General features: G+C 43.9%; 26 protein-coding genes. 16 read left to right on the top strand and 10 right to left on the bottom strand.

Features of this window, described 5'->3' with window-relative positions; genetic code table 11:
- Nucleotides 1-85 precede the first annotated feature (85 nt).
- Together DDT91_RS10915 and lysS are read left to right on the top strand one after the other, a co-directional pair.
- The gene (locus DDT91_RS10915) at nt 86-1,264 is read left to right on the top strand and encodes a proline dehydrogenase family protein (protein ID WP_187176218.1); all 1,179 of its coding nucleotides are present in this window, start codon (nt 86-88) and stop codon (nt 1,262-1,264) included.
- A 165-nt stretch (nt 1,265-1,429) separates the two neighbouring features.
- On the top strand, nt 1,430-3,136 hold the full coding sequence (lysS, locus tag DDT91_RS10920) for a lysine--tRNA ligase (RefSeq protein ID WP_187176219.1): 1,707 nt from the start codon (nt 1,430-1,432) through the stop codon (nt 3,134-3,136).
- Nucleotides 3,137-3,419: 283 nt separating this feature from the next.
- Here lysS and DDT91_RS10925 read toward each other — a convergent pair whose 3' ends face one another.
- Nucleotides 3,420-4,169, bottom strand: a complete 750-nt coding sequence (locus DDT91_RS10925) for a DUF4197 domain-containing protein (RefSeq protein ID WP_187176220.1) — start codon at nt 4,167-4,169, stop codon at nt 3,420-3,422.
- A gap of 211 nt (nt 4,170-4,380) precedes the next feature.
- On the opposite strand from DDT91_RS10925, the gene DDT91_RS10930 reads away from it, so the two are divergent.
- The gene (locus tag DDT91_RS10930; RefSeq protein WP_187176221.1) at nt 4,381-5,595 is read left to right on the top strand and encodes an arginine deiminase family protein; all 1,215 of its coding nucleotides are present in this window, start codon (nt 4,381-4,383) and stop codon (nt 5,593-5,595) included.
- On the opposite strand, the gene DDT91_RS10935 is transcribed toward DDT91_RS10930, so the two are convergent.
- A complete protein-coding gene (locus DDT91_RS10935) occupies nt 5,592-8,384 on the bottom strand; it encodes a putative LPS assembly protein LptD (RefSeq protein WP_187176222.1) in 2,793 nt (930 codons plus the stop codon). The two genes, DDT91_RS10930 and DDT91_RS10935, sit on opposite strands and share 4 nt — an antisense overlap.
- 103 nt (nt 8,385-8,487) lie before the next feature.
- On the opposite strand from DDT91_RS10935, the gene DDT91_RS10940 reads away from it, so the two are divergent.
- From DDT91_RS10940 to DDT91_RS10950, 3 genes are all read left to right on the top strand, one after another.
- On the top strand, nt 8,488-9,183 hold the full coding sequence (locus tag DDT91_RS10940; RefSeq protein ID WP_370539315.1) for an N-acetylmuramoyl-L-alanine amidase: 696 nt from the start codon (nt 8,488-8,490) through the stop codon (nt 9,181-9,183).
- 137 nt (nt 9,184-9,320) lie between these two features.
- Nucleotides 9,321-10,937 carry an acyl-CoA carboxylase subunit beta gene (locus tag DDT91_RS10945; RefSeq protein ID WP_187176224.1) on the top strand — a complete coding sequence of 539 codons (1,617 nt, stop codon included), beginning with the start codon at nt 9,321-9,323 and terminating at the stop codon, nt 10,935-10,937.
- 34 nt (nt 10,938-10,971) lie between these two features.
- Entirely contained in the window at nt 10,972-11,817 is an 846-nt protein-coding gene (locus DDT91_RS10950; protein ID WP_187176225.1) for a transglutaminase-like domain-containing protein, read from the top strand.
- Here the strand turns inward: DDT91_RS10950 and DDT91_RS10955 are convergent.
- Nucleotides 11,811-12,389 carry a redoxin domain-containing protein gene (locus DDT91_RS10955; RefSeq protein WP_187176226.1) on the bottom strand — a complete coding sequence of 193 codons (579 nt, stop codon included), beginning with the start codon at nt 12,387-12,389 and terminating at the stop codon, nt 11,811-11,813. The two genes, DDT91_RS10950 and DDT91_RS10955, sit on opposite strands and share 7 nt — an antisense overlap.
- Before the next feature lie 12 nt (nt 12,390-12,401).
- On the bottom strand, nt 12,402-13,031 hold the full coding sequence (locus DDT91_RS10960; protein WP_187176227.1) for a 4'-phosphopantetheinyl transferase superfamily protein: 630 nt from the start codon (nt 13,029-13,031) through the stop codon (nt 12,402-12,404).
- Nucleotides 13,032-13,067: 36 nt separating this feature from the next.
- Here DDT91_RS10960 and DDT91_RS10965 point away from each other — a divergent pair, with 36 nt between their 5' ends.
- The 4 genes from DDT91_RS10965 to DDT91_RS10980 are packed head-to-tail and all read left to right on the top strand — an operon-like array spanning nt 13,068 to nt 15,788.
- Nucleotides 13,068-13,988: a WD40 repeat domain-containing protein gene (locus DDT91_RS10965; protein ID WP_187176228.1), complete on the top strand. Its 921-nt coding sequence runs from the start codon at nt 13,068-13,070 to the stop codon at nt 13,986-13,988.
- On the top strand, nt 13,985-14,962 hold the full coding sequence (locus tag DDT91_RS10970; RefSeq protein WP_187176229.1) for a DivIVA domain-containing protein: 978 nt from the start codon (nt 13,985-13,987) through the stop codon (nt 14,960-14,962). Before DDT91_RS10965 ends, DDT91_RS10970 begins: the two co-directional genes overlap by 4 nt.
- On the top strand, nt 14,962-15,327 hold the full coding sequence (gene folB, locus DDT91_RS10975; RefSeq protein ID WP_187176230.1) for a dihydroneopterin aldolase: 366 nt from the start codon (nt 14,962-14,964) through the stop codon (nt 15,325-15,327). The genes DDT91_RS10970 and folB overlap by 1 nt, the downstream gene beginning before the upstream one ends.
- 5 nt (nt 15,328-15,332) lie before the next feature.
- Nucleotides 15,333-15,788: a DUF4268 domain-containing protein gene (locus tag DDT91_RS10980; protein ID WP_187176231.1), complete on the top strand. Its 456-nt coding sequence runs from the start codon at nt 15,333-15,335 to the stop codon at nt 15,786-15,788.
- A 161-nt stretch (nt 15,789-15,949) separates the two neighbouring features.
- Here DDT91_RS10980 and DDT91_RS10985 read toward each other — a convergent pair whose 3' ends face one another.
- The 3 genes from DDT91_RS10985 to DDT91_RS10995 all read right to left on the bottom strand — a co-directional run bounded on the left by DDT91_RS10985 (nt 15,950) and on the right by DDT91_RS10995 (nt 17,417).
- Nucleotides 15,950-16,492 (bottom strand): DUF4136 domain-containing protein, encoded by a 543-nt coding sequence (locus DDT91_RS10985; protein WP_187176232.1) that lies wholly within the window; start codon nt 16,490-16,492, stop codon nt 15,950-15,952.
- Between the two features lie 81 nt (nt 16,493-16,573).
- On the bottom strand, nt 16,574-17,068 hold the full coding sequence (locus DDT91_RS10990; RefSeq protein WP_187176233.1) for a DUF6265 family protein: 495 nt from the start codon (nt 17,066-17,068) through the stop codon (nt 16,574-16,576).
- A 34-nt stretch (nt 17,069-17,102) separates the two neighbouring features.
- Nucleotides 17,103-17,417, bottom strand: coding sequence for an iron-sulfur cluster assembly accessory protein (locus DDT91_RS10995; protein ID WP_187176234.1), 315 nt, complete (start codon nt 17,415-17,417; stop codon nt 17,103-17,105).
- 113 nt (nt 17,418-17,530) lie between these two features.
- On the opposite strand from DDT91_RS10995, the gene DDT91_RS11000 reads away from it, so the two are divergent.
- The 5 genes from DDT91_RS11000 to dtd all read left to right on the top strand — a co-directional run bounded on the left by DDT91_RS11000 (nt 17,531) and on the right by dtd (nt 20,406).
- Nucleotides 17,531-18,052, top strand: coding sequence for a hypothetical protein (locus tag DDT91_RS11000; RefSeq protein WP_187176235.1), 522 nt, complete (start codon nt 17,531-17,533; stop codon nt 18,050-18,052).
- A gap of 5 nt (nt 18,053-18,057) precedes the next feature.
- The gene (locus DDT91_RS11005) at nt 18,058-18,471 is read left to right on the top strand and encodes a YkvA family protein (RefSeq protein WP_187176236.1); all 414 of its coding nucleotides are present in this window, start codon (nt 18,058-18,060) and stop codon (nt 18,469-18,471) included.
- Nucleotides 18,472-18,512: 41 nt separating this feature from the next.
- Entirely contained in the window at nt 18,513-19,136 is a 624-nt protein-coding gene (locus DDT91_RS11010) for a thioredoxin family protein (protein WP_187176237.1), read from the top strand.
- A gap of 101 nt (nt 19,137-19,237) precedes the next feature.
- Nucleotides 19,238-19,957 (top strand): oxidoreductase, encoded by a 720-nt coding sequence (locus DDT91_RS11015; protein ID WP_187176238.1) that lies wholly within the window; start codon nt 19,238-19,240, stop codon nt 19,955-19,957.
- On the top strand, nt 19,954-20,406 hold the full coding sequence (dtd, locus tag DDT91_RS11020) for a D-aminoacyl-tRNA deacylase (protein WP_187176239.1): 453 nt from the start codon (nt 19,954-19,956) through the stop codon (nt 20,404-20,406). The genes DDT91_RS11015 and dtd overlap by 4 nt, the downstream gene beginning before the upstream one ends.
- Before the next feature lie 84 nt (nt 20,407-20,490).
- Here dtd and DDT91_RS11025 read toward each other — a convergent pair whose 3' ends face one another.
- The 3 genes from DDT91_RS11025 to mce all read right to left on the bottom strand — a co-directional run bounded on the left by DDT91_RS11025 (nt 20,491) and on the right by mce (nt 23,531).
- Nucleotides 20,491-21,381: a leishmanolysin-related zinc metalloendopeptidase gene (locus DDT91_RS11025; RefSeq protein WP_187176240.1), complete on the bottom strand. Its 891-nt coding sequence runs from the start codon at nt 21,379-21,381 to the stop codon at nt 20,491-20,493.
- Nucleotides 21,382-21,888: 507 nt separating this feature from the next.
- Nucleotides 21,889-22,917 carry a thiamine-phosphate kinase gene (gene thiL, locus DDT91_RS11030; protein ID WP_187176241.1) on the bottom strand — a complete coding sequence of 343 codons (1,029 nt, stop codon included), beginning with the start codon at nt 22,915-22,917 and terminating at the stop codon, nt 21,889-21,891.
- Nucleotides 22,918-23,129: 212 nt separating this feature from the next.
- Complete coding sequence (mce, locus tag DDT91_RS11035) at nt 23,130-23,531, bottom strand: methylmalonyl-CoA epimerase (RefSeq protein ID WP_187176242.1); 402 nt, start codon at nt 23,529-23,531, stop codon at nt 23,130-23,132.
- A gap of 95 nt (nt 23,532-23,626) precedes the next feature.
- On the opposite strand from mce, the gene DDT91_RS11040 reads away from it, so the two are divergent.
- The gene (locus DDT91_RS11040) at nt 23,627-23,953 is read left to right on the top strand and encodes an iron-sulfur cluster assembly accessory protein (RefSeq protein WP_187176243.1); all 327 of its coding nucleotides are present in this window, start codon (nt 23,627-23,629) and stop codon (nt 23,951-23,953) included.

The following is a 23,953-nucleotide window of genomic DNA, read 5'->3' on the forward strand; positions in this document are numbered from 1 at the left end:
TTCCTGTGGTTCACTCGGGCAAATTCCGAACAAAGCCAAAGTGCCTGAGGTTTTTTTGATATCTTTGCAGCCTTAAATGAGCGATATGCCCGTCAAACCCAATATTTCTTTTGAGAATCTGGAAGTGGCCTTTGCTTCCAAAAGTGATGCGGAACTCCGGAAAATGTACTTGATTTTCGCTACGCTTAACAACAATCTGATCTCTGATCTCGGTATTGGCTTGGCCAATTTGGCCTTCAAACTCAAGTTACCGGTCAAGGGTATCATGAAAAAAACCATGTTTGGACACTTCTGTGGAGGAGAAACTATCGAGGAGAGTATCCAAGCATGCAAGCATTTGGCTTCTTTTGGAGTTCATTCCATATTGGATTTGTCGGTGGAGGGCAAAGGAGACGAAGAGTCTTTCGATCAGACTTATGAGGAAATTTATCAGACCATGGTCGAATCTGCCAAGACGGATTACATGCCTTTCGGGGTATTTAAGACCACTGGGTTGGGAGATTACCATATCATGGAAAAAATCCAAGCGGGAGAGAAGCTAAGTGCCGCTGAGGAGCTTGCTTTCTCCAAACTAAAAGGCCGAGTGGACAGACTTTGCAAAGCGGCTCATGACTTGGGTTTGAAAATTTTGGTGGATGCCGAAGAGTCTTGGTTCCAAAATGTGATCGACGACTTGGCGTATGAAGCCATGGAAAAATACAATCGTGAGCGCTGTGTGGTGTACAATACTTATCAGATGTATCGGCACGATTCCTTGGAAAGATTGAAAAAGGCCCATCAAGTGGCTTTGGAAAAGGGATATCTCTTTGGAGTAAAACCCGTACGTGGAGCCTACATGGAAAAAGAGCGTGAAAGAGCTCAGGAAATGGGTTATGTGGATCCAATTCAACCCAACAAAGCGGCCACGGACCGAGACTATGATGCGGCGATCAAATACAGTGTCGAAAATGGAGTTTATCTCGTTTGTGCGACGCATAATGAAAAAAGCAGCCTTCAGCTGACTGAACTGATGAATCTGCATGGTATAGAACCCAAATCAGATCGGGTTTATTTCTCTCAGCTCTACGGGATGAGTGATGTGATTTCCTTCAATCTGGCCAAGGCAGGTTACCATGTAGTGAAATACGTGCCCTACGGACCAGTGGAAAAAGTAATGCCTTACCTCACCCGCCGTGCTGCCGAAAACACCTCAATAGCCGGACAAAGCAGCCGGGAATTTGAGCTGGTGAAGCGGGAGATGAAAAGGAGGAGAAGTGGGAAGTGAGCAGAGGTTAGTGATCAGTAAGCAGTGGTCAGTGATAAATAAGCAGAGGTCAGTGTTCAGTAAGTAGTAAAAAGTGAATAGTAAACGATGAAGAGTCCTTTGATTTCTTTGAAATCATCGGACATCGGTCATCAGACATCGGACAACAATATCAAATCTATATAAATGCAACTTCTTAGCGAACAGGAACTAGAACGCAGAAAAGACAGGGAAGAACTCTATGCATTGGGTATCAATCCGTATCCGGCAGAGTCTTTTCCCATCAATGTCACTGCGGAAGACATCCATAGAAACTACGAAAACAACAAGACTGACTACAAAGATATTTCCATCGCGGGTCGATTGATGAGCCGCAGAATCATGGGTTCGGCCTCTTTTGGAGAAATTCAGGATTCTACCGGCCGTCTTCAGTTTTATGTTCGTCGGGATGACATTTGTTCTGGAGAGGACACCACCCTTTATAATACGGTATTCAAAAAGCTTCTTGGAATCGGGGATTTTATCGGTTTGAAGGGATATATTTTTACCACTCAAACCGGAGAGATTTCGCTTCATGTGACTGAGCTGAAAGTCCTTTCCAAAGCGGTGAAGCCACTTCCTATCGTGAAAAGAGACGAAGAAGGGAATGTTTACGATGGTTTTACCGATCCTGAGCAGCGCTATCGTCAGCGCTATGTGGACTTGACGGTCAATCCGGAGTTCAAGAAGACCTTCATCACCCGCTCAAGAATCATCTCCAACATGCGTAGGTATTTTGATGATCGGGGTTGGTTGGAAGTGGAGACGCCCATTCTTCAAGCAGTCCATGGCGGTGCGGCTGCGCGACCATTCATGACCCATCACAATACCTTGGATATGCCGCTTTACCTGAGGATTGCCAACGAGCTTTACCTTAAGCGATTGATTGTGGGTGGTTTTGACGGAGTGTATGAGTTTGGGAAAATGTTCCGAAACGAGGGCATGGACCGAACTCACAATCCCGAATTTACCTCCATGGAAATCTATGTGGCCTACAAGGACTACATCTGGATGATGGAAATGGTGGAGCAATTACTCGAAAAAGTGACCCTTTCCATTCATGAGGATACCAAAGTGACGGTAGGTGGAAAAGTGATCGACTTCGCAGGACCTTATCGACGATTGACCATGTTTGATTCCATCAAGGAATACGCCGGGGTGGATGTAAGTGAAATGGATGAGGAGGGATTGAGAAAAGTATGTGCGGAACTTGGTATCGAAGTAGATGCATCCATGGGCAAGGGCAAGCTGATCGATGAGATCTTCGGTGCCAAAGTAGAAGCCAATTTGGTGCAACCAACCTACATCACCGATTATCCGATCGAGATGACGCCTTTGGCGAAAAAGCATCGCAGCAAAGCCGGACTGGTGGAGCGATTTGAGCTTTTTGTTAATGGAAAAGAAATCGCAAACGCCTATTCCGAGCTCAACGATCCGATTGATCAGCGTGAGCGATTCGAAGAGCAGCTGAAACTCGCTGCCCGTGGGGATGATGAAGCGATGGCCATGGATGAAGATTTCCTTCGGGCTTTGGAGTACGGTATGCCTCCGACAGCAGGTTTGGGAATCGGAATTGACCGATTGACCATGCTGTTGACGGATAATTCTACGATTCAGGAAGTGCTGTTTTTCCCACAAATGAGACCTGAGAAAAAGGCGGTTGAACTCACTGAGGAGGAAAAAGTGATCATGGATTTGCTGGGCAAAAACCATCCAGCTTCCTTGCCTGACCTCAAAGCCCAATCCGGACTTAGCGGCAAAAAATGGGATGTGTCCATGAAAGGACTTTCTCAAAAAGGATTGGTGAAAGTGACCAAGGAAGGGGAGAGCCTGACAGTAGATTTGGTAGGTTAAAACCCCATCAAATATCTTATACCAAAGAAAGCTGGACCAAAATCCAGCTTTTCTTTTTTTTTATCTGGGGGTCTCCCGCTGATTTTCACAGAAAAACTCACAGATTTTGACAGATTTCAAAAAGCCGCGGTGAGTGGGGACACTCACTGCTTTTTTCACCCTTTCAGCCTTCTCACTTTAGCTTTCTTACTTTTGAGTCTGGCAGCTGCGACCACTTACTTTTTCAGATTTCTGACTTCAACCTTCTGACTTTCAAAAACTGCCTACTGAGACTGCCCACTGATCACTTCTTCTCCCTTTCCGCATACCCAAAGACCTTCTGGAGTAGCGGGCTTGTTCGGGCGTTTACATTTTGCCGGATTTTAAGCTCTTCCTTGGCGATTTCTACGAATAGACCATGAATGGCTTTCTCGGTCACATAAGCGGTTAAGTTGGTATTGACTGGTTTTACCAGAGGGACTTTATTGTATCGGGTCATGACATCATCCCAATATTTGGTGGCTTCGACTTTTTCTAGACTGTTGTCGATGATAGGAGAGAATTTTTCAGAGAGGGAATTGGTGGTTGTCCGCTGGAAATATTGGGTAGCGGCATTGTTTTCACCTAAGAGAATCTGCTGCACATCTTGGAAACTCATCTGCTTGATCGCATCGGTGAAGATGGGTTTCGCTTCATTGGCAGCATCTTCAGCAGCACGGTTGAGACTGGTGATCACTTGGTCGCAAAGATTGCCCAAACCGATATTTCGAAGGGTTCGCTCTACCTGTCGGGCTTCTTCTGGGAATAGGATTTTGACATCCAAGTTGCCCAAATAGCCATTTTCCAGGGAAAGCCGATCGGTACTGATTCCTGTGCCTTTTTCTAGAGCTTCTTTTAGACCCGAAGTGATTTCCGCAGTGGTGGGATTATTACCTGTGATTTGATTGGCTTTTTCTAAAAATTTGCCGATTTGAGCGCTTGATTGGCAGGAAGTAAAGACGAAAACTAAAACTAGGAAAAGGGTAATTGCAGAATATCTGGAAGAATTGATCATGAGTTGAATGGATGATTTCTGTTTTAAACCTTGATTTTTGGGTTGAGGTTTCTTGTTTCCAGGTAACTAGGTCATTTACTTTCAATTGATTTTTTCCATGGCCTCCATTCATTGCAAGTAAAGGCTATTTAAAATACTGATTGAATAATGATTTTGCGGTATAGTTTATAAATTGGAAATTATTGCTGTAAATTTTTGAAAATAAAGAAACATGAATCTTCGAATCAATTCTGAGTTCGGTACCCTACGTGCGGTTCTGATGCATAGACCGGGTAAAGAGATAGACCGATTGACACCTTATAATAAGGATTACTTACTTTTTGAAGATGTTCCTTATTTGGAGGCTTTGCAGAAGGAGCATGACACTTTTTCCAATCTGATCAAAGAAACTACCGGAGCGCAAGTCTATCAGTTAAGGGAATTGTTGATTCGTGTGCTTTATGACCAAAACGTACTGCTTCATTTGGTTCAGGAATCGCTCAAGCGATCAGGTTTATCGCATATTGCAGAGGAGATTTTAGAGCGATATTCCACCGCGGAATGTGCTACGATTTTGACCGCAGGATTGAAAATCCATGAGCTCAAGCGCAAAATTCCTACACTGAATGCCGGGGAACTTATGGATTCTGCCTTTGCAATAGCTCCCTGCCCCAATCTGTACTTTCAGCGTGATCCGATGGCTTTGACTCCCGGAGGAATCATTTTTTCATCCATGAAAATGGAAGGAAGGCAGCGGGAAGCCAATTTGTTGAGGACCGTTTTTGAAAATCATCCTGATTTCAAGGATCATGTCAAAACACTTTATCCCGTGAATGGCCATGATAATCCACCGAGTATCGAAGGCGGAGATGTGATTATTCTTTCCCATGAGGCTGTCGCAATTGGGAATTCCGAACGAACTGATGAGAAGGCAATTTACCACGCAGCCAAGGCACTTCTGGGAGAGGGTACCGTGAAGCGGGTATATGAAGTTCACCTGCCCAAAAAGCGCCAATACATGCATTTGGACACGGTTTTTACGGTCTTGGATGAAAATCTCGTCTTAGCTTATCCTGATGCCATGAATGCCGTGCTACAAACTTCTCTTTACACTTTAAAAGAAATCAATGGCGATCGGGTGAATATTAAGCGAGAGGTGTTGAAAGAGTCTTTGTTGACAGTCTTAGGTCGAGAGATTCCACACCTGGAAGTACTTTCCACCGGGGACGGAAATTCGGATTATTCTCAGCGCGAGCAGTGGTTTGACGGGGCCAATGTTTTTGCCGTAGGTCCTCGACGAGTGATTTCATACAACCGAAATATTCACACCAACCGTGCCCTGAGAAATTTGGGGGTGGAAGTGTTGGAAATACCAAGTTCGGAACTTTCCCGTGGCTTGGGAGGGCCAAGATGTATGACAATGCCCTTGAGTAGGGCGAGGGTTTAGAAGTCAAAGAAGGATCTTCTTCTGGACACTTTCAAGTCCTGCAGGATACTGGATTTTACCCTGATATCGATGTTGTAAGAAGTAAACCTTCCGAAAGGAATCCAATTCACATTCATTTGCCAACAGTGCAGATCTCTTGCGATTCCAATCATGGTTTGGGTAATTTCTTTTTGCTCGAAGTTATACCCCGTATTGAAGTTGATTTTCCATTTTTCGGAAAGAGACACATCACCGCTCAAGTTCATAGCCTGAGTGATATTGGTTGAATTATTTACCTGTCTGGAATAGGCAAGATTGTATCCCATGGTTAGGTTCCAAGGAATATTCCAGTCTATATATTGGCTGGGATCTGAGACGATTCGATTGATTTCATTTTCCACAAACTCATTCATCACGCCTCCACGTCTGAGAAAGTCCTGGGTAAGTTCGTCCCTGACTTGCCCGGGATTTTGACCGCTTTGAGGATTCAGAGATGCATTCAGATTGAGTGAAGCATTTCGGATCACCCCGATTCCCTGACCATTATTCCATGCATAGTCATTGATACGCCGGTACGAGGTCGTTCCGTTACTTTGCATGGTGGATTGAACCGCATAGGGATCTATGGAGCTGCTTAGGTTGACAGACAATTTTCGATCGAAGAAGCTAGTTCTGGCAGAAACTTGAAATGGGGCTAATTTGAACGAATCAGCGGCGAAGTTGAAGGACGAATTGATGTTCAAAGATTCCAGAAGAGGGATTTTTTTAGTTTCTCCTTCGGTACTGTCTGTTTGAGTCTTGATTTTGGCTTCCACCACGTTGCGGATTCCGATGCTTAACGCTCTGGACTCTCCGCGGGGTGCATCTCCAAATACCAAACCCTGATGTCTGGAATAACGCTGGGTTCGGCCTGTTTCATCAATCTGCACCTCTTGGTAGTATCCGTAGGATGGATCTGAAAAATCCGGGTTGAAGTTGAAAGAAAAGGTCGGAGCAATGTGATGTCGGATGGTCTGGAGTTTTCCGTTTCCTTTGAAATTATAGAACCCATAAAAGTTGGTGTTCATGGCAAAGGAGGTGTTGTAAAATCCTACTCTGTTGAATCCATCCTGAGTGATCCTGTCCACTCGTTTTGTGGTGGGATTGTAGTAATAATTATACTGCTGCAAGTACCATAATTCGGTATAGTTGGCAGAGGCTGTGCCCGTGAAATAGTTGAAAAGTGTAAAATTGGAACTGAGGGGGATGGTGTTTCTGGCACCATTGTTTCCGTTTTTCAGCAATAACCCGAAATTGTCCAAAGTAAATGGTATGGTGGTAGGACCCGAGCCAAGTTCGGGATTGTTGACCCCTATCTGTTGTTGGATCCTGTTAGAAATTGAGTTTTGAAGATTGAAGTTCCAGGCGACATTAAGCGTTTTCAGAGGCTCAAATTTAACATTTCTGAATGGACTCTGTCGGTTCATATTCACTCCAATCGTTGGGAGATCCATTCTTACCTCACCGGTTTGAACACTCTGTGAATGTCTCAAGTTGGCAGATAAGGAAAAAGGTGTTCCGGTAAAAGTCTTTGAAAATGAGACGTTCGAGTTTAAGTCAGAAGTGACATTGTTGGAGAAATTATTCGGGTTGATCACATTGTTGAAGTAGCTGGTGGAACCTGCATTGACAGATGCGGAAAATCTGCTCGTACCTCTTGTCACAGGGGTATGATTCCATTGAACTCTGAATGTGTTGTAATCCACCGGGTTGAGTTCGGTCTCGGGACTTATGAATTTTTGGAAGTCCACATTGAAGCCTCCCGAATATCGATATCTTTTGGTATACATGGCTTGAGACTTGATTCCCCATCCGCCCTTGGAATAGATGTCTCCGGTCAATCTCAAATGGATGAAATCGTTGAAGGCAAAATAATAACCAATATCTCTCAAGCTCAGACCTCTGACTTGTTCTTTGCTGTAGGAAGGAAATATTATGCCTGAGGCTTTTTCTTCTGGGGTATCCGGTATCAATCCAAAAGGCAGTCCCAATGGTGTGGGGATACCATTGAAATACAAGTTGAAAGGTCCCGAAACAACCTGCTTTCCAGAGATGGATTTGATTTTGGTTGAGGAAATATGCCAGTGGGGTTCGGTAAGCTTACATGTAGTATAATACCCATGATCCAGGTAAATACTCCCGTCTGATGTTTTTTTGATAGTCGTACCCCGTAAAACTCCATCCTGCTGTTCGGTGACCACATCTTTGATGATGGCTTTTTGGGTTTTGAAATTGTACCGCATTTCTTTTCGGATTTCATACACCGAATTTCCATCCTTGAAAAAGGGGTTTCCCGAGATGTTTCCCGTGCTGTCGGTCACGCCGTACGCGTATAGTTCTGAATTTTTCCAGTCGATGACAATACGGTCGGCGTCCAATCGCATCTGTCCATATTCAAACCAGGCTTTTTTATAGAGATAAACTTTGTTTTCTGCAAAATCTGTGATAATGCTATCCTCGGCGAAATAAAGAATCTCGGTCTGAATATCGCTTCTAGGCATAATATTTGCCGAATCCAGCCTGACCAAAGAATCTTGCTTGGACAGCAAGGTGTCAGCAGCGGGAAGGTTTCTTGCAGGAGGTGTGAGCGTGTCAGGAGCTACTAATTGTCTTTCTCGTCTCGGCTGAGTAGGTCGCTGCGCTTCCGCAGTTTGGGAAAAAGTCCAAAGCCCTAGTATGATCAAAAAAAGGATTCTGAAACCCGACACTGTTGCTTGCGCTTTGTTTAATTTGATTGAAATTTCGCGTAAAGTTAATTCGATTGCCCTCATGGAACGGTTCAATAACAAAAAAAATCTCTTAAGTTTTCTTATTGCAATACCTTTTTTCTTTGGCGGTTTTATCCCGAATGAAACGATGATGCCAAAATTTCGGATGAAAAAAATTGTTTTGGATGCAGGTCACGGCGGCAGTGACCCGGGAAATATCGGTTCAAGAGCTAAAGAAAAAGACATTAATCTTGCCGTAACCCTTTTGGTAGGCAAATACATCAAGGAAAATATGCCGGATGTGGAAGTGATTTACACCCGAAAAGACGATAGTTTTCCTACCCTTAAGCAAAGACCAAATATCGCGAATATTAATAAAGCCGACCTCTTTGTGTCCATCCATTCCAATTCCGCACCCAATAAATCAGCCTATGGCACGGAGACCTTTGTGATGGGGACCAAACATTTTGAAGCCAATTTTGACATTGTTAAAAAAGAAAACTCGGTAATCTTCCTGGAAGAAAACTATCAGGAAGAATATGAGGGTTTTGACCCGACCTCTCCGGAATCCTATATGATGTTTAACCTGATGCAAAAAGCCTATATCGGAAATAGCATTACTTTGGCAGATCATATCGAAACTCAGTTCAGAGATAAAGTGGGAAGAAAAAGCCGTGGAGTAAAGCAAGGTCCATTTTATGTGCTTTGGACTCCATCTATGCCCAGCGTCCTGGTAGAATTAGGCTTCCTTTCCAATTCGGAAGAAGAGCGCTTTCTAATCAGCAAGGAAGGGCAGGAATACATGGCGTCGGCGATTTACCGATCGATCAGAGATTACAAGAATGAGATCGAGCGGAATTGAATTCTTTTTCCCTGAGATTAAACGCTTTAAGCCCTTTTCCAGAAAGAAAAGGGCTTTTCTGTATCTTCGCTGGCAAACTTAGGCTCCCATTTGGGGGTTTAATTCCCTATAAACCCAAATAATTGACTCATTTTCTCATGGAAAAAACTAATCCCTCATTTGAGAAATATCTGGAAATACTCCAGAGTAAATTAGATCAAGTGAAGCTCGGGGGTGGCCCCAAACGAATAGCCTCTGAGCACGAAAAAGGTAAATTGACTGCAAGAGAGCGGATCGATTACCTGATAGATAAAGAATCAGAGTTTTTAGAAATCGGGGCTTTTACCGCTGATGGCATGTATGAGGAGGAGGGAGGCTGTCCTTCTGCGGGAGTGGTGACCGGGATAGGCTATGTGAGTGGAAGGATGTGCGTTATCGTGGCCAATGACGCCACAGTAAAGGCAGGAGCGTGGTTTCCTATGACTGCCAAAAAGAACCTCCGTGCACAGGAAGTAGCTATGGAAAACCGGCTTCCGATCATATATCTGGTGGATAGTGCCGGTGTTTTCCTACCGATGCAGAACGAGATTTTCCCGGATAAGGAGCATTTTGGGCGACAATTCCGCAATAACGCCAAAATGTCTGCCATGGGCATCGTTCAAGTTGCGGCCATTATGGGCAGTTGTGTGGCAGGAGGGGCCTACCTTCCGATCATGTCTGATGAGGCTTTGATTGTAGATAAGACAGGTTCTATCTTTTTGGCAGGATCATACCTGGTCAAAGCAGCCATTGGAGAAAACGTGGATAACGAAACTCTGGGAGGAGCTACTACGCATTGTGAGATTTCCGGAGTCACGGACAATAAATATGAAAATGACCAAGAATGTCTGGATGCGATCCGAAAGATTTTCGCAACCCTCGGAGAGAATCCCAAAGCTGGATTCGACCGGATTGAAGCGAAAAATCCTTCTTTATCAGGAGAGAAGCTTTTAGAAATTTTCCCCGTAGATCGGGCCAAGCCTTACGATATGCATCAGGTAATCGAAGGCTTGATAGATGCGGGTTCCTTAGAAGAATATAAAAAGGATTATGGAAAGACACTGATCTGCGGTACGGCCCGGATCGATGGCTGGGTGGTGGGAATCATTGCCAATCAGCGCAAAATTGTCAAAACCGCCAAAGGCGAAATGCAAATGGGCGGAGTGATCTATTCAGACTCCGCAGACAAAGCTGCCAGATTTATCATGAACTGCAATCAGAGGAAGATTCCTTTGGTATTCCTTCAGGATGTCAGTGGATTTATGGTCGGTTCGAAAGCTGAACATGGAGGCATTATCAAAGACGGCGCAAAAATGGTCAATGCTATGGCCAATTCTGTCGTGCCTAAATTCACCATCATAGTAGGCAATTCCTATGGAGCCGGCAATTATGCCATGTGTGGAAAAGCCTACGATCCACGATTGATCTATTCTTGGCCTACAGCCCAAATGGCTGTGATGTCCGGTGCTTCGGCAGCCAAAACTTTGCTTCAGATCAAAGTAGCCTCTTTGAAAAAAAGCGGAAAAGAGATTTCTACAGAGGAAGAGAAACAACTTTTGGATGAAATCATTGCCAAATACAATGAAGAACTGAGTCCATATTATGCGGCAGCTCGCCTTTGGGTAGACGGGGTCATAGACCCAAGAGAGACCAGGAAAGTAATCAGCATGGGAATAGAAGCGGCTAATCATGCTCCGATTACAGAAAGATTCAATGTAGGTGTGATTCAGACCTGATCTTTGATTAACTTAATTGGAAGACCGAAAGACTATGGATGAATTTAGTCCCGCTCAATTGGACGCTTTGGTTTCTCTTCTGGATGATCCGGATTGGGAGGTGAAATCTCATGTTCGGGATAAGATCATTTCAATTGGAGCCGAGATTATTCCTTTTTTGGAACAAAAATGGGAAAACAGTTTTAACCCCGAGCTTCAAAAGGAAATTGAAGAGCTCGTCCATGAGCTCCAATTTGCACTGCTGAAAAAAAGACTGGCCGATTGGAAAAATACAGAGGACCGTGACTTACTCACGGGCCTCTGGATCATCAACACCTATCAGTATCCGGATTTGGATTTTGCCAAGTTGAATGCCGAGATGCATCAGATTTATTTTGAAGTCTGGACTGCATTCAAAAATGATCTTCAGCCTTATGATCAGGTGAGAATTATCAACAATGTGCTGTTCAATACGCTTCGATTTTCAGCAAATACCAAAAATTTCCACTCACCTGGAAATAGTATGCTATCGACCGTGCTGGATACAAAAAAAGGAAATCCAATCAGCCTATGTGCAATTTATATGTTGGTAGCCAAAAAATTGGGGCTTCCCATCTATGGGGTCAATCTGCCCAACCTATTTGTGCTTACTTACAAAACCGCTGATTTGACTTTCTATATCAATGCGTTCAATAAGGGATTGATTTTCAGTCGTCAGGATATTTTCAATTATCTGGAGCATTTGAAAATAGAACCGAAAGAAGAGTTTTTTGAGCCTTGTTCCCATTTGGCTATTATTCTGAGGTCTCTCAGAAATCTCGGAAATGCCTTTGAAAAATTGGGAGAAGCCAACAAAGTGGAAGAAGTTCGCGAATTGATTTCTATTCTGGAAAATCAATAAGTGCGGATATTGCATCCTACAGGCCTTACTTGGTAGGCCATAGGCATGTCTCCCTTCAGAATCTGATTTAATGCTCTTTCCAGGTGTCTTTCAGTGACGGCAGTTTCTGCTTGAGGATTGTTGTCTATCGCCCCTCGATACTTTATTTCCAATCCCTTTGCTCCCTGTACCAGAACAATGACTTCCGGGATTTTGGTAGTCTGGAAAAGTTTTGTCCAAATTTGGCCAGAGTCAATCAAATAAGACATGTTTAACCCGCTTTCATCGATGTAAGCCCGAAGCGGAATTTGATCTGCCTCGCTGTTTGACGCTTCTGGGTTGACTAAGGCAAATGCTATTCCCTGGTTCTGAAAATTTGTCCTAAGAGCTTTGATCCGGCCCTCATACATTTTTGCAAAGGGGCAGTTTAGACTATGGAAGATCAAGACCATTCCTTTTGCTCCCACCATATTTCCCAACTCCAATACTTTTCCCGTCACCGCATCAGTGGCAGAAAGTTGATTGTAAGATTGGCAATAGGAAGTTCCTATCATCCCCAAAGCCAAGAGTGAAGCAAAAAACAGTTTTTTCATTTTTTTCACTTGTTACCAAATAGTATAGGTCAGTATCACATTGTCTAATCTACGGACTTCTACCGTGTAATGATGATCTGTGTAGTCCGTGCCTCTTATTCGACCTTTGATCACCTGATCTTCAGGATTAAAAGGATCGAGTAAAATATTCTCTCTAAATGAAACGCCCCTTTTTCCTTGGCATTTGAAGATAGATTCCTTGGCAGACCAAGCCATAGTGTAGTGAGCGGGGTCTTTCTGAAGGAAATCGAGCTCTATTTTATCCAAAAACCGAAAACCTATGGATAGGATTTTTTCTCGAATCAAATCCATATCAATACCCACGGGCTGCTCTCTGTGAAAAATAGCTCCTGCATATCCCACAGTATGAGTCAGCGACACATAGCCATGACCGTTCATGGATTGAGATTTCCCATGTTCATCTTTGAAAAAACCGGGATACGGGATCTGTAGTTGCAACAAGGCATCGTGGATCGCCAATCTGGCTGTTGCCCATTCCCGCTTTTTCTCAGGATGAGAAATGTTGGCTAAGGAAAGTTTTTCGCGGAAACTTAAGAATTCTAAATCCTCAAATTCTTGGTCTTCGATAATCTTTATGGCTAAGGCCGAGGAAGCGTCAATTTTTTCTATTTTTGTTTGCATAGGCCAACATGGCTCAGCTGAGTGATCTTCCAATATATGTCAAAAATCCAAGTAAATAAATTACATACACTGACTGGGCACAATGACTGCATTTATGCACTGACAGAGGGGAGCGATCCCCGATTTTTTTATACTGGAGCGGGGGATGGTATGGTTGTCGAGTGGGATTTGGACCGTCCCAAGGATGGAAAATTGATTGCAAAACTGCCTCATTCAGTCTATGCATTGGAAGTGGACCGAGAGAGAAATTTATTGGTCATTGGACACAATTTTGAAGGAATTCATGTCATTGACCTGAACGAAAACAAGGAAATTTGGAGCCTGAAGGTGACTGATCAAGCGATTTTTGATCTCAAGATTTTCGGAAATGAACTCTTTGTAGGGACAGGTGACGGAGTATTGATCGTGGTGGACATGACAGAGCGTTCGATCAAAAAACACATCAAACTCAGTTCAAAAAGTATTCGGGTCATTGCTGTAGCTCCTATAAAAAGGCAATTGGCCTTGGGTTTGAGCGATCATTCTATCAAAATTCTCGACCTTACCAATGGGCATCAACCTATTGCCAACCTATCCGGGCACACTAATTCTGTTTTTGCATTGGGATATTCGCCTGATGAGACAATTCTGATCTCCGGAGCTAGGGATGCGCACCTGAAATTTTGGAATTCCATCAATTATTCCTTGGAGGAAAACATTGTGGCGCACATGTATGCCATTAATTATTTATCTTACAAAGAGGACGGGAAGTACCTTGTCACCTGCTCCATGGACAAGTCCATCAAAATTTGGGATGTGGAAAATCGAAAGCTTTTGAAAGTCATAGATAAAGCCCGAAATGCAGGTCATGGTACTTCGATCAACAAGGTCCTTTGGAGTACCTATTCTCAGAATATTGTATCGGTTTCTGATGACCGCACAATTTCTATCTGGCAAATTGAATTTGATATTGTATGAAAATTTCCCCAACCGCCATCCGTCAAAAAGCATTCGAAACCTCATTCAGAGGATTTGAGAAAAAACAGGTCACCGATTTTCTGGAGGAAATGAGTGTGGCCATGGAGCAGATCAACCAGGAAAATCTGGAATTGAGAAGCCGATTGCAGCAAGTGGAGGCGGAGGCCAAGCGACTAAAAGATGTGGAAGATTCACTTTTTCGTACGCTAAAAACGGCAGAGGACACAGGGGCAAGCATCATCACGGAAGCCACAGAAGCGGCCGATCAAATCGTTCATGAGGCCAATCAAATAGCCGAAAGCACCACCAAGCAGGCTCAGCAGTATGCCGAACAGGTGATGAGACAAGCAGATGAGCAGGCGCGAATCATAACTTCTGCCGCTGAAGTCAAAGCAAAAGAAACCATCAAGGAGATCAGGGAAAGTATGCAAAGCCTGGTGAGAAGCTATGACGGTCTTTTGGAGCAAAGGGAGGCTTTGGTAAAAAGCCTGAAAAGACTGTCTCAGGATGCCCTGAATCAGATAGAGCTTTCTGATGCCCATTTTTTCCGAATCGATGCCAAGGCTTACCAAAGAGCAGTAGATGAGCTCAGTCGTTCGAGCCATTTCACTGTTGCCAATGTAGCAACTCTTGCTGCGACTGTTCCCAATGCAGTTGCTCATACCGAAGATGAGCCCGAAAACCAGTTTGAAGAAGACATGACCACAGCGCATCTCGATGATGAAACACAAGAGACCATCGAGGCGCTTCAACATGATCTGGAAGATATGGGCGAATTGCCCATCGAAGAAGAACATGTTCAGGAGGAAGAACCCTTGCCGATGGCCGTTGAGCAGCATGTCCTAGAGGAGGAACATGAAATAGCGGAGGAGGTTCCGGAAACTCCAAAAGCTGAAACTGAGCCTTTGCGGGAGGAACCAGCACAGGAAGACCCAAAAAAATCCTCAGGATCCTTTTTTGATCAATTTGACTGATGGGCAAAGTCGCGCTGGAGGGAATAGAATTTCACGCCTATCATGGCGTCTACCCGGAAGAGTCTATTCTTGGAAATCGCTTTACGCTGGATCTGGAGTTGGAGACTGACTTCAAGGAGGCCATGCTTCACGACAGTTTGAAAGACACGGTCGATTACGCCAAGTTGTACAAACTGATCAAGGCTAGAATGGATGTCAAAGTGAAGTTGCTGGAGCATTTGGGTCATTTGATCGTGGGCGATATCCTTCAGGCGTATCCCAAGGTGAAAAGCGTCAAGCTCACCCTAAGGAAACATCACCCAGCACTCGGAGGAATCGTGCAGTACTCGGCGGTGACGGTTTGCTATCCGGAGGATTTTGCCTAAAGTGAATGTATTCCCGAGCAGAACTTTCCAAAATCCGGACTGACTTCTGGATTGCTTTTGGGCAATACATGAAGCCCGTTCCCAATGCCCAAGGACGGAAAATCAATTGGCCAAACTACCGGACAGGAATCAAGGATGTATATTTCCGCATGAAGGCAGAGCGGGAGTTTGCTTCCATCGGAATTGAATTGGGGCATCCGGATGTCGAGTTGCAGGAACTGTTTTTTGATCAGTTCAAAGAACTGAAGAACTTGCTCAAAGCCAGTTTGGGGGAGGAGTGGGACTGGAAACTTCATGCTAAAAATGAAATGGGGCAGACCGTTTCCAAAATCGAAAAAGTGCTTCCTGGAGTCAATGTGATGGAGCAGGCTGATTGGCCAAAGATCATTTCCTTTCTCAAGCCCAGAATCATCGCGCTGGATGAGTTTTGGGACAATGTGAAGCCGGGGTTTGAGGAGTAGGGGTCACCGGGAAGTGATCAGTGATCAGTCGCAGTATCCAGATGCAGATTGATTAGGTTAGACTGCTTTTCCGAAAGCAGCATTTCCGGAAAAAATAAGTCCCGCGTTAGGAGACGCAGGACTAGTCCTGATTTTAGAAATTGAAGAATTTTTGAAATGCCTTATTTCAATCCTGCGATCAATCGATCCAAAGCAGTTTTGATTTCCTTGGTATTCAATACTTCATTGGCAGTCAAGATTCCTGTGCCGGTTCCCATCCATAGGACTTCGTTGGTTTTTGCATCCTGGATCAGGAAGATCACTTTTCCATATTGCCCAGTTTTTTGGACAGGTTGGAATGATGGTGATGAGCCAAAATAACCACCTGGGCTACTGGAAACACTATGTCTCAAAACCTCATTTTCAAAATCTACGGAGGCGATTACACTCTGAACCAACAATTGAGGATTTTCTTCGGCTAAAGAGAATCCATTTTCAACCAGTTTTTTCTCAAACATCCGATTCAACTGAACAATGTCTTTTGTTGCGTTTGCCTGTTCGATGACTTTAAAAGTCTTCTTATTGGCTAGTTCAGCAGACTTGATTACTTGGTCATAAGTCAATGGATCAATGGTTTTTTTTCTGCCATCAGCAGTGACCAAGTCTGCGACTTTGCAGGAAGCCAGGGCAAAGACAGCGAGGAAGAGAACAAAAAGATTTTTCATGGTCTTAAAGATTGGTTGTGAATTGATACAGTTCACGATAAGTTTAGGGGTTTAGTTTAAAAAAACTTAAAAATCAATCGGTTAAAGTGATTTTTTGCTGTAGGTAAAGGTCTCGATTTTAGGCTCTCCTCCTTCGGAAATATTCACCTGAAAAATTAACTGATCACCTTTTCGCTCGATCGTCATGCCGTTGAGGTATGCTTTTTTTTCTCCCAATTCGATCAGTTCAAAAGTCGTCCATTCTTCTTTTTCCTCCCAGCCCATCAGGTCGGACCCGAAGTGTTTCAGTTTCATGGAGACGCTTTCTCCATCCTCAACCAAATTCATGAATTCGGAAAATACCAGCTTTCCATTTTCCCAAAACCGAAATGTGCCGATCATATGCCCATCTACCGCAGGCATCCAGACTTCCTCACAGTCCCCTCCAAGACCTGTACCGGACCAGTAGCCAACCAGCCAATCAAAGTCTTCAATGGATGCTTTTCCGGGATTTTGTTCCGGGGCGAGTTGTCTAACCTGCCCTATAGAAAAATGACTAAATGTCAGAAAAAGTAAAAAGGTAAACAGCGCCTTCATGTTCTTTTGATTTAAGACCAGAAGGTACAAAAAATCATTGATCGTGGCGCTTGGGAATATCCGGATTGACAAAAGTAAAGCCCCTTGCTTCGTCTCCCTCAAAGAAATCAATCTGCATTCCCATCAAAAACATGTAGTGCTTTTTCTCGATCAAAACCGGAATGCCATGGATCTCAAACTGCTGATCCTCAGGCTTGGCTTTGTCGAATCCAAGAGCGTAAGACATGCCGCCGCAACCTCCGCCCTTCACTCCTACACGCAGGAAATAGTCGGCAGGGATGTTCTTGTTAGCCATGATGTCCTTTATCTCGGCTTCTGCCTTTGGGGTGATTTGAATGGGAATCAGCATGCGTTAAAAAGCAAATTTGGAAGGCTTTGGTTCATAAATCCTGGCAAAAATATGCGTTCGGCCGGTTTTTTGACAAGGTAGAATTACGGATATTCGAACAGAAACTTCAACACATGGACTACCTTCTAGATCTTCTTAAAATCATCCTTCCTGCAGGTGCTGTCTTGTATGGCATGTATCTCGTAGTTATTTCCTTTCTGTCTAAGGATCGGGAAAAAATGCTGGTCGAACTGAAGACTCAAAATTCCCAAGTCATTCTTCCTGTCAGACTTCAGGCTGCTGAAAGGCTTTGCCTCCTGCTCGAGCGAATCACCCCAAATAATCTGGTGAGAAGATCCAATCCTTCCCAGTTCACCGCTGCTGAACTACATCCGATGTTGCTTTCTGAAGTCAGAGAAGAGTTTAATCACAACCTCAGCCAGCAGGTGTATTTCTCTGAAGAGACCTGGGAAGCCGTACGCAGGGCGGTAGAAGAAGTTACGACGATCATCAACCTGAGCAGACAGTCTTTGGATGGAGATGCCTCAGGAATGGAATTGGCTAAGGCCATTTTCGCACAGTCTTTGGATCGAAAAAATGATGCGATCAATTTCGCGTTGAAGCAAGTGAAATCTGAAATCCAACTTTACTTCTAAGTCGCATGAACTCCTACTCAGAATCTAAGCCGGGAATAGTGGAAAAAGCAAAAGCCTTGTTTGGAAGGCAGGTAGAGGTCATTATCCGACAAGAGCAGAAGCTCATTGAGCTGGTTCAAAATGTAGTGGCCAAGCTTTCCAAAGTTGCCAGTAATCCGAAAGTTCAAAAATTCATTCAACCCATTCAGATTTTTATCCGGATGATCAAGGCTCACTTCCGAGGAGAGCACAAAATTGCCTTCAGCACCTTGGGACTGATTGTGTTGGCTTTGGTATACTTCCTTTCTCCGGTGGATTTTATTCCGGACTTTTTGGGGGTGTTTGGTTTTGCTGATGACCTTTCTGTGGTATTGGCAGTGTATGCCAAGGTAAAGGATGAAGTGGAGCAGTTTTTAAATTGGGAGCGAACCCAAGACTAGGTTTCCCTGTTTGGCATTACAATCAAACCAACATTTGTTTTATGCAGCCACATTTGGGATCGATTACTCTCGATCTGATCAATCATGCCATGACTTATGGAGCCTACCGAGAACTTATCGACAAGCTTCTTTTGGAAAACAAAACAACAGGAAGTAATCACTCAGAAGCATACTTGGACTATACCCGAATGAATGTGCAACGAATGGCACGATGGGATAAGACTGCAAAAGTGTCTGATACTATGCGAGATGCAGTGGAAGCGATCACCGAAGATCAAATCTGGCTGGTGATTACTGAAGCTTGGTGTGGGGATGCTGCACAAAATATTCCATACATCGTCAAGCTTGCAGATCTCTCCTCTCGAATTCAGCTGCGGTTTATCCTACGTGATGAGCATCCTGAGGTCATGGATGATTACCTTACCCACGGAACTCGCTCGATCCCCAAAATGGTAGCAATGACAGCAGATTTAACTTGCGAATTGTTTACATGGGGGCCAAGACCCGCTTCTGCCCATGAGTTAGTCTTGGAGTATAAAAGAGACTCCAAAGGGAAAAGCTATAAAGAGTTTTCAGAAACTTTGCATCTTTGGTATGCCCGAAACAAAAACCAAGAGCTGGAATCGGAGCTTTTACCATTGATTCAATCGACTGTTATTTCATGAAATGCCCATGAGAATTAATTCTCACTTAGAGGAATGATTCCTCATGGCTTTCCACCTCCCTGCCAAAGCAGGTTTGACCGCTAAAAAGGAATAATAAACATATGAAAATAGCCTTATTGTCAGGTACATCTGGTCTGGTGGGTATGCAACTGCTTCATCAGCTGATGAAAAGTGCCCAGTATGATTTTATCCTCAGCGTGGGCAGAAGGAAGCTCGCTCTCAAACACAATAAGCTGATCCAAATTGACGGAGATCTTTTCAAGCTTTCCTCCTGGGACTGGGAGGGGAAAATTAGATCCGAATCATTGGGCGGTGAGTACACTGATCTGCTCGAAGCGATCAAAGAGAAAAAAGCAGAAATCCATGCTTTTTCCAGTTTGGGTACCACTATCAAAGTCGCTGGTTCAAAGGAAAAGTTTTATGCAATTGACCATGATTTGGTGATCGGGTTTGCAGCTTGGGCAAAGAAAATCGGAGCATCTAAATTCCTTTATGTTTCTGCTATAGGAGCGGATGCTACTTCCTCAGTCTTTTACAATAAAGTCAAAGGAGAAACAGAAGAGGATCTGAAAGCTTTTCAATTCGGTTATTTGGGCTTGTTTCGTCCATCGCTTTTACTGGGCCACAGAAATGAATTCCGCTTTGGCGAACAAGTGGCTACCGTCTTTATGAAGCCTTTGGTTTGGCTCAGGCTGGCAAAAAACATCCGTCCGATTTATGATCACCAAGTTGCTAAATCTATGGTGAAAACAGCCCTTTCTTCTCATTCCCGATCGGTTGAAATTATCACATCAGGACAAATGCAAGACCTCAGCAAATGATAGCAGTTATCCAGCGTGTCAGTGAATCCTCGGTAAAAATCGAAGGAAAAATCAAAGCGGAAATTGGCCTTGGTCTGATGGTTCTATTGGGAATCGAGGATGCAGACGGTCAGGAAGATATTGACTGGCTATCCAAAAAAATCGTCAACCTCCGCATATTTCCGGATGAAAATGAAGTCATGAATAGGAGCCTCCTCGATGTAGACGGAGAAATATTGTTGATTTCTCAGTTCACGCTACATGCAAGTACCAAAAAAGGTAATCGTCCTTCCTACATTAAAGCAGCCAAACCGGATGTGGCGATTCCATTATACGAAAAGATGATTTCAGCATTGGAATCTGAACTTGGAAAATCTATCGGAACCGGTGAATTCGGAGCGGATATGAAAGTAAGCCTGATCAATGACGGTCCGGTGACAATCGTGATGGACACGAAAAATAAAGTATGAAAATGCCAAAGAAAAATCCCCGATCCATGTCAAATAGATCGGGGATTACATTTTTTAAAGGTTCCGCTTCAACCTTTCATTTAATTATTCATTTTCGGTTACTACGTACCCGATCGGTTCGAGGAGAAGTTCCATTTCGCCAATGTTGATTCCTTCGCCTTCATGACCTTCCACTCTTGCGTTTAGAAGAGGAAGTTCATATCGTTCGCCTACCACAGCAGCTCTGTAGCCCAAATCATTCATGGAGGCAGCAGTGATGCGGCTGAGTGGATTGGAACCAAGATTCAGGAAGCCTGTCATCAATTCGTTTCTCAAAATGGATTCTCTCCAGTGGCCTCCGGCAGTTCCTGGTCCACCAACATTTTCAATAGGAAGAAGCCCTGTTCCACCGAATGAGTTCCAGTGTACATTGGCAGCCTTACCATTGAAGAATGGATTGCTGGCAGGTCCTTCTCGGAGGGTTCTTCCTGAGCTGTTCCAGATGGTGCCTACTCCAAGTACGTGTCCCATTTCATGCACGATTACATCTTCAAAAAGGTCCAACTCTTCAAGGAAATCCAAGTCAGCCACATCAAAGAACATAACTCCTGAAACAGGTAGTCCGCCAGTGGTTCTAAGAAATCTCGGTCCTGCCTGTCCTAGTATTCTACCTGGACCATCGATTGGCGCAATGGCCACTTCAATAATCAAGTCATCGATAGTGCCATTTTGTACCACCGGAGGGAATCCCTGAAAAGCAGAAGGCAAAGTTCCTGTGATCGAAGGGATATCCCCGATGATGATTCTTTCCCATCTAGCAGCTGCAGAGGTAAATACCTCATTCTGACGTTCTGTGACGGGGGTAATAAATTTCAGCGTGATATTGAATCTTCCCCGATCCTCGCCAGGAGCTGTTGTGGCACGAAAATTTTCTCCTTGCTCATCCTTGGAAGATATATTGGCGTTGATGACTATTGGTTCTGATTGCCCCTTCACCAAGGATAGTATTGCACCTTGATTTGAGGTCTGAGTGGGGAAATCTTGATTTGTAGTTTCTGTAGGAAGATCAGAGCATGCTGCAAAAAAAAGTGAGCTCGCAATGATTCCTCCTGCAAAAAGCTTCGATAAGGAGTTCCCCTTCTGGGAAGAATTAACTACAATTTGGTGGGGTTCCCCGTGAAATTTGGCTTTTGGTTTTTGGTTAGATTTTAATTCTCTCATTGTTATTTTGGATTAGTTAATGTTTGGTTACTGAGTTGAAGCGGTATCAGCAACTTTCCAATGTATTAGAATTAGTTTTAATTTAAAAATTAAGTTGACAAACATTTTAATTAGTGGTATGAATTACCTATTAATGAAAAAAAATGTGTAAACGTTAAACAATATAAATAGTTAGTATTTCGGTTTTTTATAGTCTGATTGTTGGCAATAAGGCAACAATAAAGAAGCCGAATATTTCTATCCGGCTTTTGTCTTGTTTCTTGCTTCTAAAATCTTGTTTCTTCAGAAATGCTTCCAGCCCTGAGCCTTTAGCTGTACCGCAGTTCCGCTTTTGGTTACCAGGTATTTTCCTTCTTCGGGCTTAGTCATGTGGCCGATAAAGTGGATGTCTGGGTGTTTTTCCAGCTTCGCAAAGTCCTTTTGATCGATAGTGAAAAGCAATTCGTAATCTTCTCCTCCATTGAGCACGCAGGTAATCGGGTCCATATTCAGTTCTACCGCAGTGTCAAAAGTCTGCTTATCGATTGGTAGTTTATCCTCATAGATCGTTGCTCCAACGCCAGAGGCTTTGCAGATATGGAAAATTTCAGAGGCCAATCCATCAGAAATATCCATCATGGAGGTAGGAACTACTCCGAGTTCTCTGAGTTCATGGATGATGTCCATCCGTGCATCGGGACGAAGTTGGCGACCGGTCACCACGGTATACTTCTCCAGTTCAGGTTTCATGTCGGGATTGGAAAGGTAGACTTGCTTTTCTCTCTCCAAAATCTGTAAACCAACCAATGCCGCTCCCAAATCTCCGGTCACGCAAAGGATGTCATTCACTTTTGCACCGGAGCGGTAGCTGAGTTGCTCTTTCTTGGCTTCGCCGATGGCGGTGATTGAAATGACCAATCCGCTTCGGGATGCAGTAGTATCGCCACCGACCAAATCCACTCCATAGTGCTCACAGGCCGCGTTGATCCCTTCGTAAAGCGCATCTACCGCTTCAACAGAGAATCGATTAGAAAGAGCAATGCTTACGGTGATTTGCTTGGGAATGGCATTCATGGCCGCGATGTCAGAGACGTTGACAGCCACGGCTTTGAAACCTACATGTGGAAGTGGGGCATAGGCCAGATCAAAATGCACGCCTTCTAAAAGCAAATCGGTGGAAACCACTTTCACGTGATCCCCTGCGTCGATAACAGCGGCGTCATCTCCTATGCCTTTCAGCGTAGAGGAGTTTTTAAGTTGTACTCTGGTATTGATATGGTCAATCAGGCCAAACTCACCCAACTCACTGATTTCTGTTCTCTTAGTTGACATTTGGATTTACAATTTTCGAATTAATATGCTTTTTATTTCCGCAGATTTTCACAGAAAAAGACACTGATTTTCGCAGATTGGGTTTCTTAATTATTTCAGACTTCTGAATTTAGCTTTCTGACTTCCTTCCAACTGCGACTGACCACTGGTTACTTTTTTCAGACTTCCGAATTCAGCTTTCTGACTTCTTGCCAACTGTGACTGACCACTGATCACTTCTTTTCCTGGCATAACTCCACCAACACTCCATTCGTGCTGCGCGGGTGCAAAAATACCACTAATTTATTGTCGGCACCTTCTTTTGGGATTTCATTCAGGATTTCAAATCCCTCGACTTTGAGTCGGGCCACTTCTGAATGGATGTCTTCCACATCAAAAGCGATGTGATGGATTCCCTCTGACTTTTTCTCCAAATACTTTGCAATTGGGCTGTCGGGACGGGTGGCTTGAAGCAATTCTATCTTCGTTTCTCCGACCTGAAAAAAACTGGTTTCTACGCCTTCACCTTCGACGATCTCTGTTTTAAAGTGCTCTTTTCCAAGGAGTTTTTGGAAGAGTTCGTTTGATTTTTCCAGGTCTTTGACGGCAATTCCGAGATGTTCGATTTTCCTCATGTGGTAATTTTATATATTTGGGTTGAATCTTTTTTCAAAGGGGTATGTTTTCCCCACATTCGAAAGCAATATCAATAAGTAAAGTTATAAAAGATATGATCACCGTTTCTGACAAAGCCAAAGAGAGAATTCTCGAACTGAAGAAAGAGGAGGGCCGGGCTGAAAATGAAAACATCCGGGTTTCTGTGAAAGGAGGAGGCTGTTCCGGCTTGATGTACGATTTGGGATTTGATGCCACCTTAGCGGAGACAGACCATGTCTTCGAAGACAAGGGAGTCAAAATCCTGGTGGACAGAAAAAGCCTGCTTTACCTTGCCGGCACGACCTTGGAATTTTCAGATGGTCTCAATGGCAAGGGATTCCAGTTTGTCAACCCAAATGCAAGCCGAACCTGCGGATGCGGGGAAAGCTTCTCGGTTTAA

The organism is Algoriphagus sp. AK58, assembly GCF_014324365.1.
Classification (GTDB): Bacteria; Bacteroidota; Bacteroidia; order Cytophagales; family Cyclobacteriaceae; genus Algoriphagus.

Coding starts and splice junctions, on each gene's coding strand:
- DDT91_RS10915 (WP_187176218.1), top strand. CDS start 86: ATGCCCGTCAAACCCAATATTTCTTTTGAGAATCTGGAAGTGGCCTTT.
- lysS (WP_187176219.1), top strand. CDS start 1,430: ATGCAACTTCTTAGCGAACAGGAACTAGAACGCAGAAAAGACAGGGAA.
- DDT91_RS10925 (WP_187176220.1), bottom strand. CDS start 4,169: ATGATCAATTCTTCCAGATATTCTGCAATTACCCTTTTCCTAGTTTTA.
- DDT91_RS10930 (WP_187176221.1), top strand. CDS start 4,381: ATGAATCTTCGAATCAATTCTGAGTTCGGTACCCTACGTGCGGTTCTG.
- DDT91_RS10935 (WP_187176222.1), bottom strand. CDS start 8,384: ATGAGGGCAATCGAATTAACTTTACGCGAAATTTCAATCAAATTAAAC.
- DDT91_RS10940 (WP_370539315.1), top strand. CDS start 8,488: ATGAAAAAAATTGTTTTGGATGCAGGTCACGGCGGCAGTGACCCGGGA.
- DDT91_RS10945 (WP_187176224.1), top strand. CDS start 9,321: ATGGAAAAAACTAATCCCTCATTTGAGAAATATCTGGAAATACTCCAG.
- DDT91_RS10950 (WP_187176225.1), top strand. CDS start 10,972: ATGGATGAATTTAGTCCCGCTCAATTGGACGCTTTGGTTTCTCTTCTG.
- DDT91_RS10955 (WP_187176226.1), bottom strand. CDS start 12,389: ATGAAAAAACTGTTTTTTGCTTCACTCTTGGCTTTGGGGATGATAGGA.
- DDT91_RS10960 (WP_187176227.1), bottom strand. CDS start 13,031: ATGCAAACAAAAATAGAAAAAATTGACGCTTCCTCGGCCTTAGCCATA.
- DDT91_RS10965 (WP_187176228.1), top strand. CDS start 13,068: ATGTCAAAAATCCAAGTAAATAAATTACATACACTGACTGGGCACAAT.
- DDT91_RS10970 (WP_187176229.1), top strand. CDS start 13,985: ATGAAAATTTCCCCAACCGCCATCCGTCAAAAAGCATTCGAAACCTCA.
- folB (WP_187176230.1), top strand. CDS start 14,962: ATGGGCAAAGTCGCGCTGGAGGGAATAGAATTTCACGCCTATCATGGC.
- DDT91_RS10980 (WP_187176231.1), top strand. CDS start 15,333: ATGTATTCCCGAGCAGAACTTTCCAAAATCCGGACTGACTTCTGGATT.
- DDT91_RS10985 (WP_187176232.1), bottom strand. CDS start 16,492: ATGAAAAATCTTTTTGTTCTCTTCCTCGCTGTCTTTGCCCTGGCTTCC.
- DDT91_RS10990 (WP_187176233.1), bottom strand. CDS start 17,068: ATGAAGGCGCTGTTTACCTTTTTACTTTTTCTGACATTTAGTCATTTT.
- DDT91_RS10995 (WP_187176234.1), bottom strand. CDS start 17,417: ATGCTGATTCCCATTCAAATCACCCCAAAGGCAGAAGCCGAGATAAAG.
- DDT91_RS11000 (WP_187176235.1), top strand. CDS start 17,531: ATGGACTACCTTCTAGATCTTCTTAAAATCATCCTTCCTGCAGGTGCT.
- DDT91_RS11005 (WP_187176236.1), top strand. CDS start 18,058: ATGAACTCCTACTCAGAATCTAAGCCGGGAATAGTGGAAAAAGCAAAA.
- DDT91_RS11010 (WP_187176237.1), top strand. CDS start 18,513: ATGCAGCCACATTTGGGATCGATTACTCTCGATCTGATCAATCATGCC.
- DDT91_RS11015 (WP_187176238.1), top strand. CDS start 19,238: ATGAAAATAGCCTTATTGTCAGGTACATCTGGTCTGGTGGGTATGCAA.
- dtd (WP_187176239.1), top strand. CDS start 19,954: ATGATAGCAGTTATCCAGCGTGTCAGTGAATCCTCGGTAAAAATCGAA.
- thiL (WP_187176241.1), bottom strand. CDS start 22,917: ATGTCAACTAAGAGAACAGAAATCAGTGAGTTGGGTGAGTTTGGCCTG.
- mce (WP_187176242.1), bottom strand. CDS start 23,531: ATGAGGAAAATCGAACATCTCGGAATTGCCGTCAAAGACCTGGAAAAA.
- DDT91_RS11040 (WP_187176243.1), top strand. CDS start 23,627: ATGATCACCGTTTCTGACAAAGCCAAAGAGAGAATTCTCGAACTGAAG.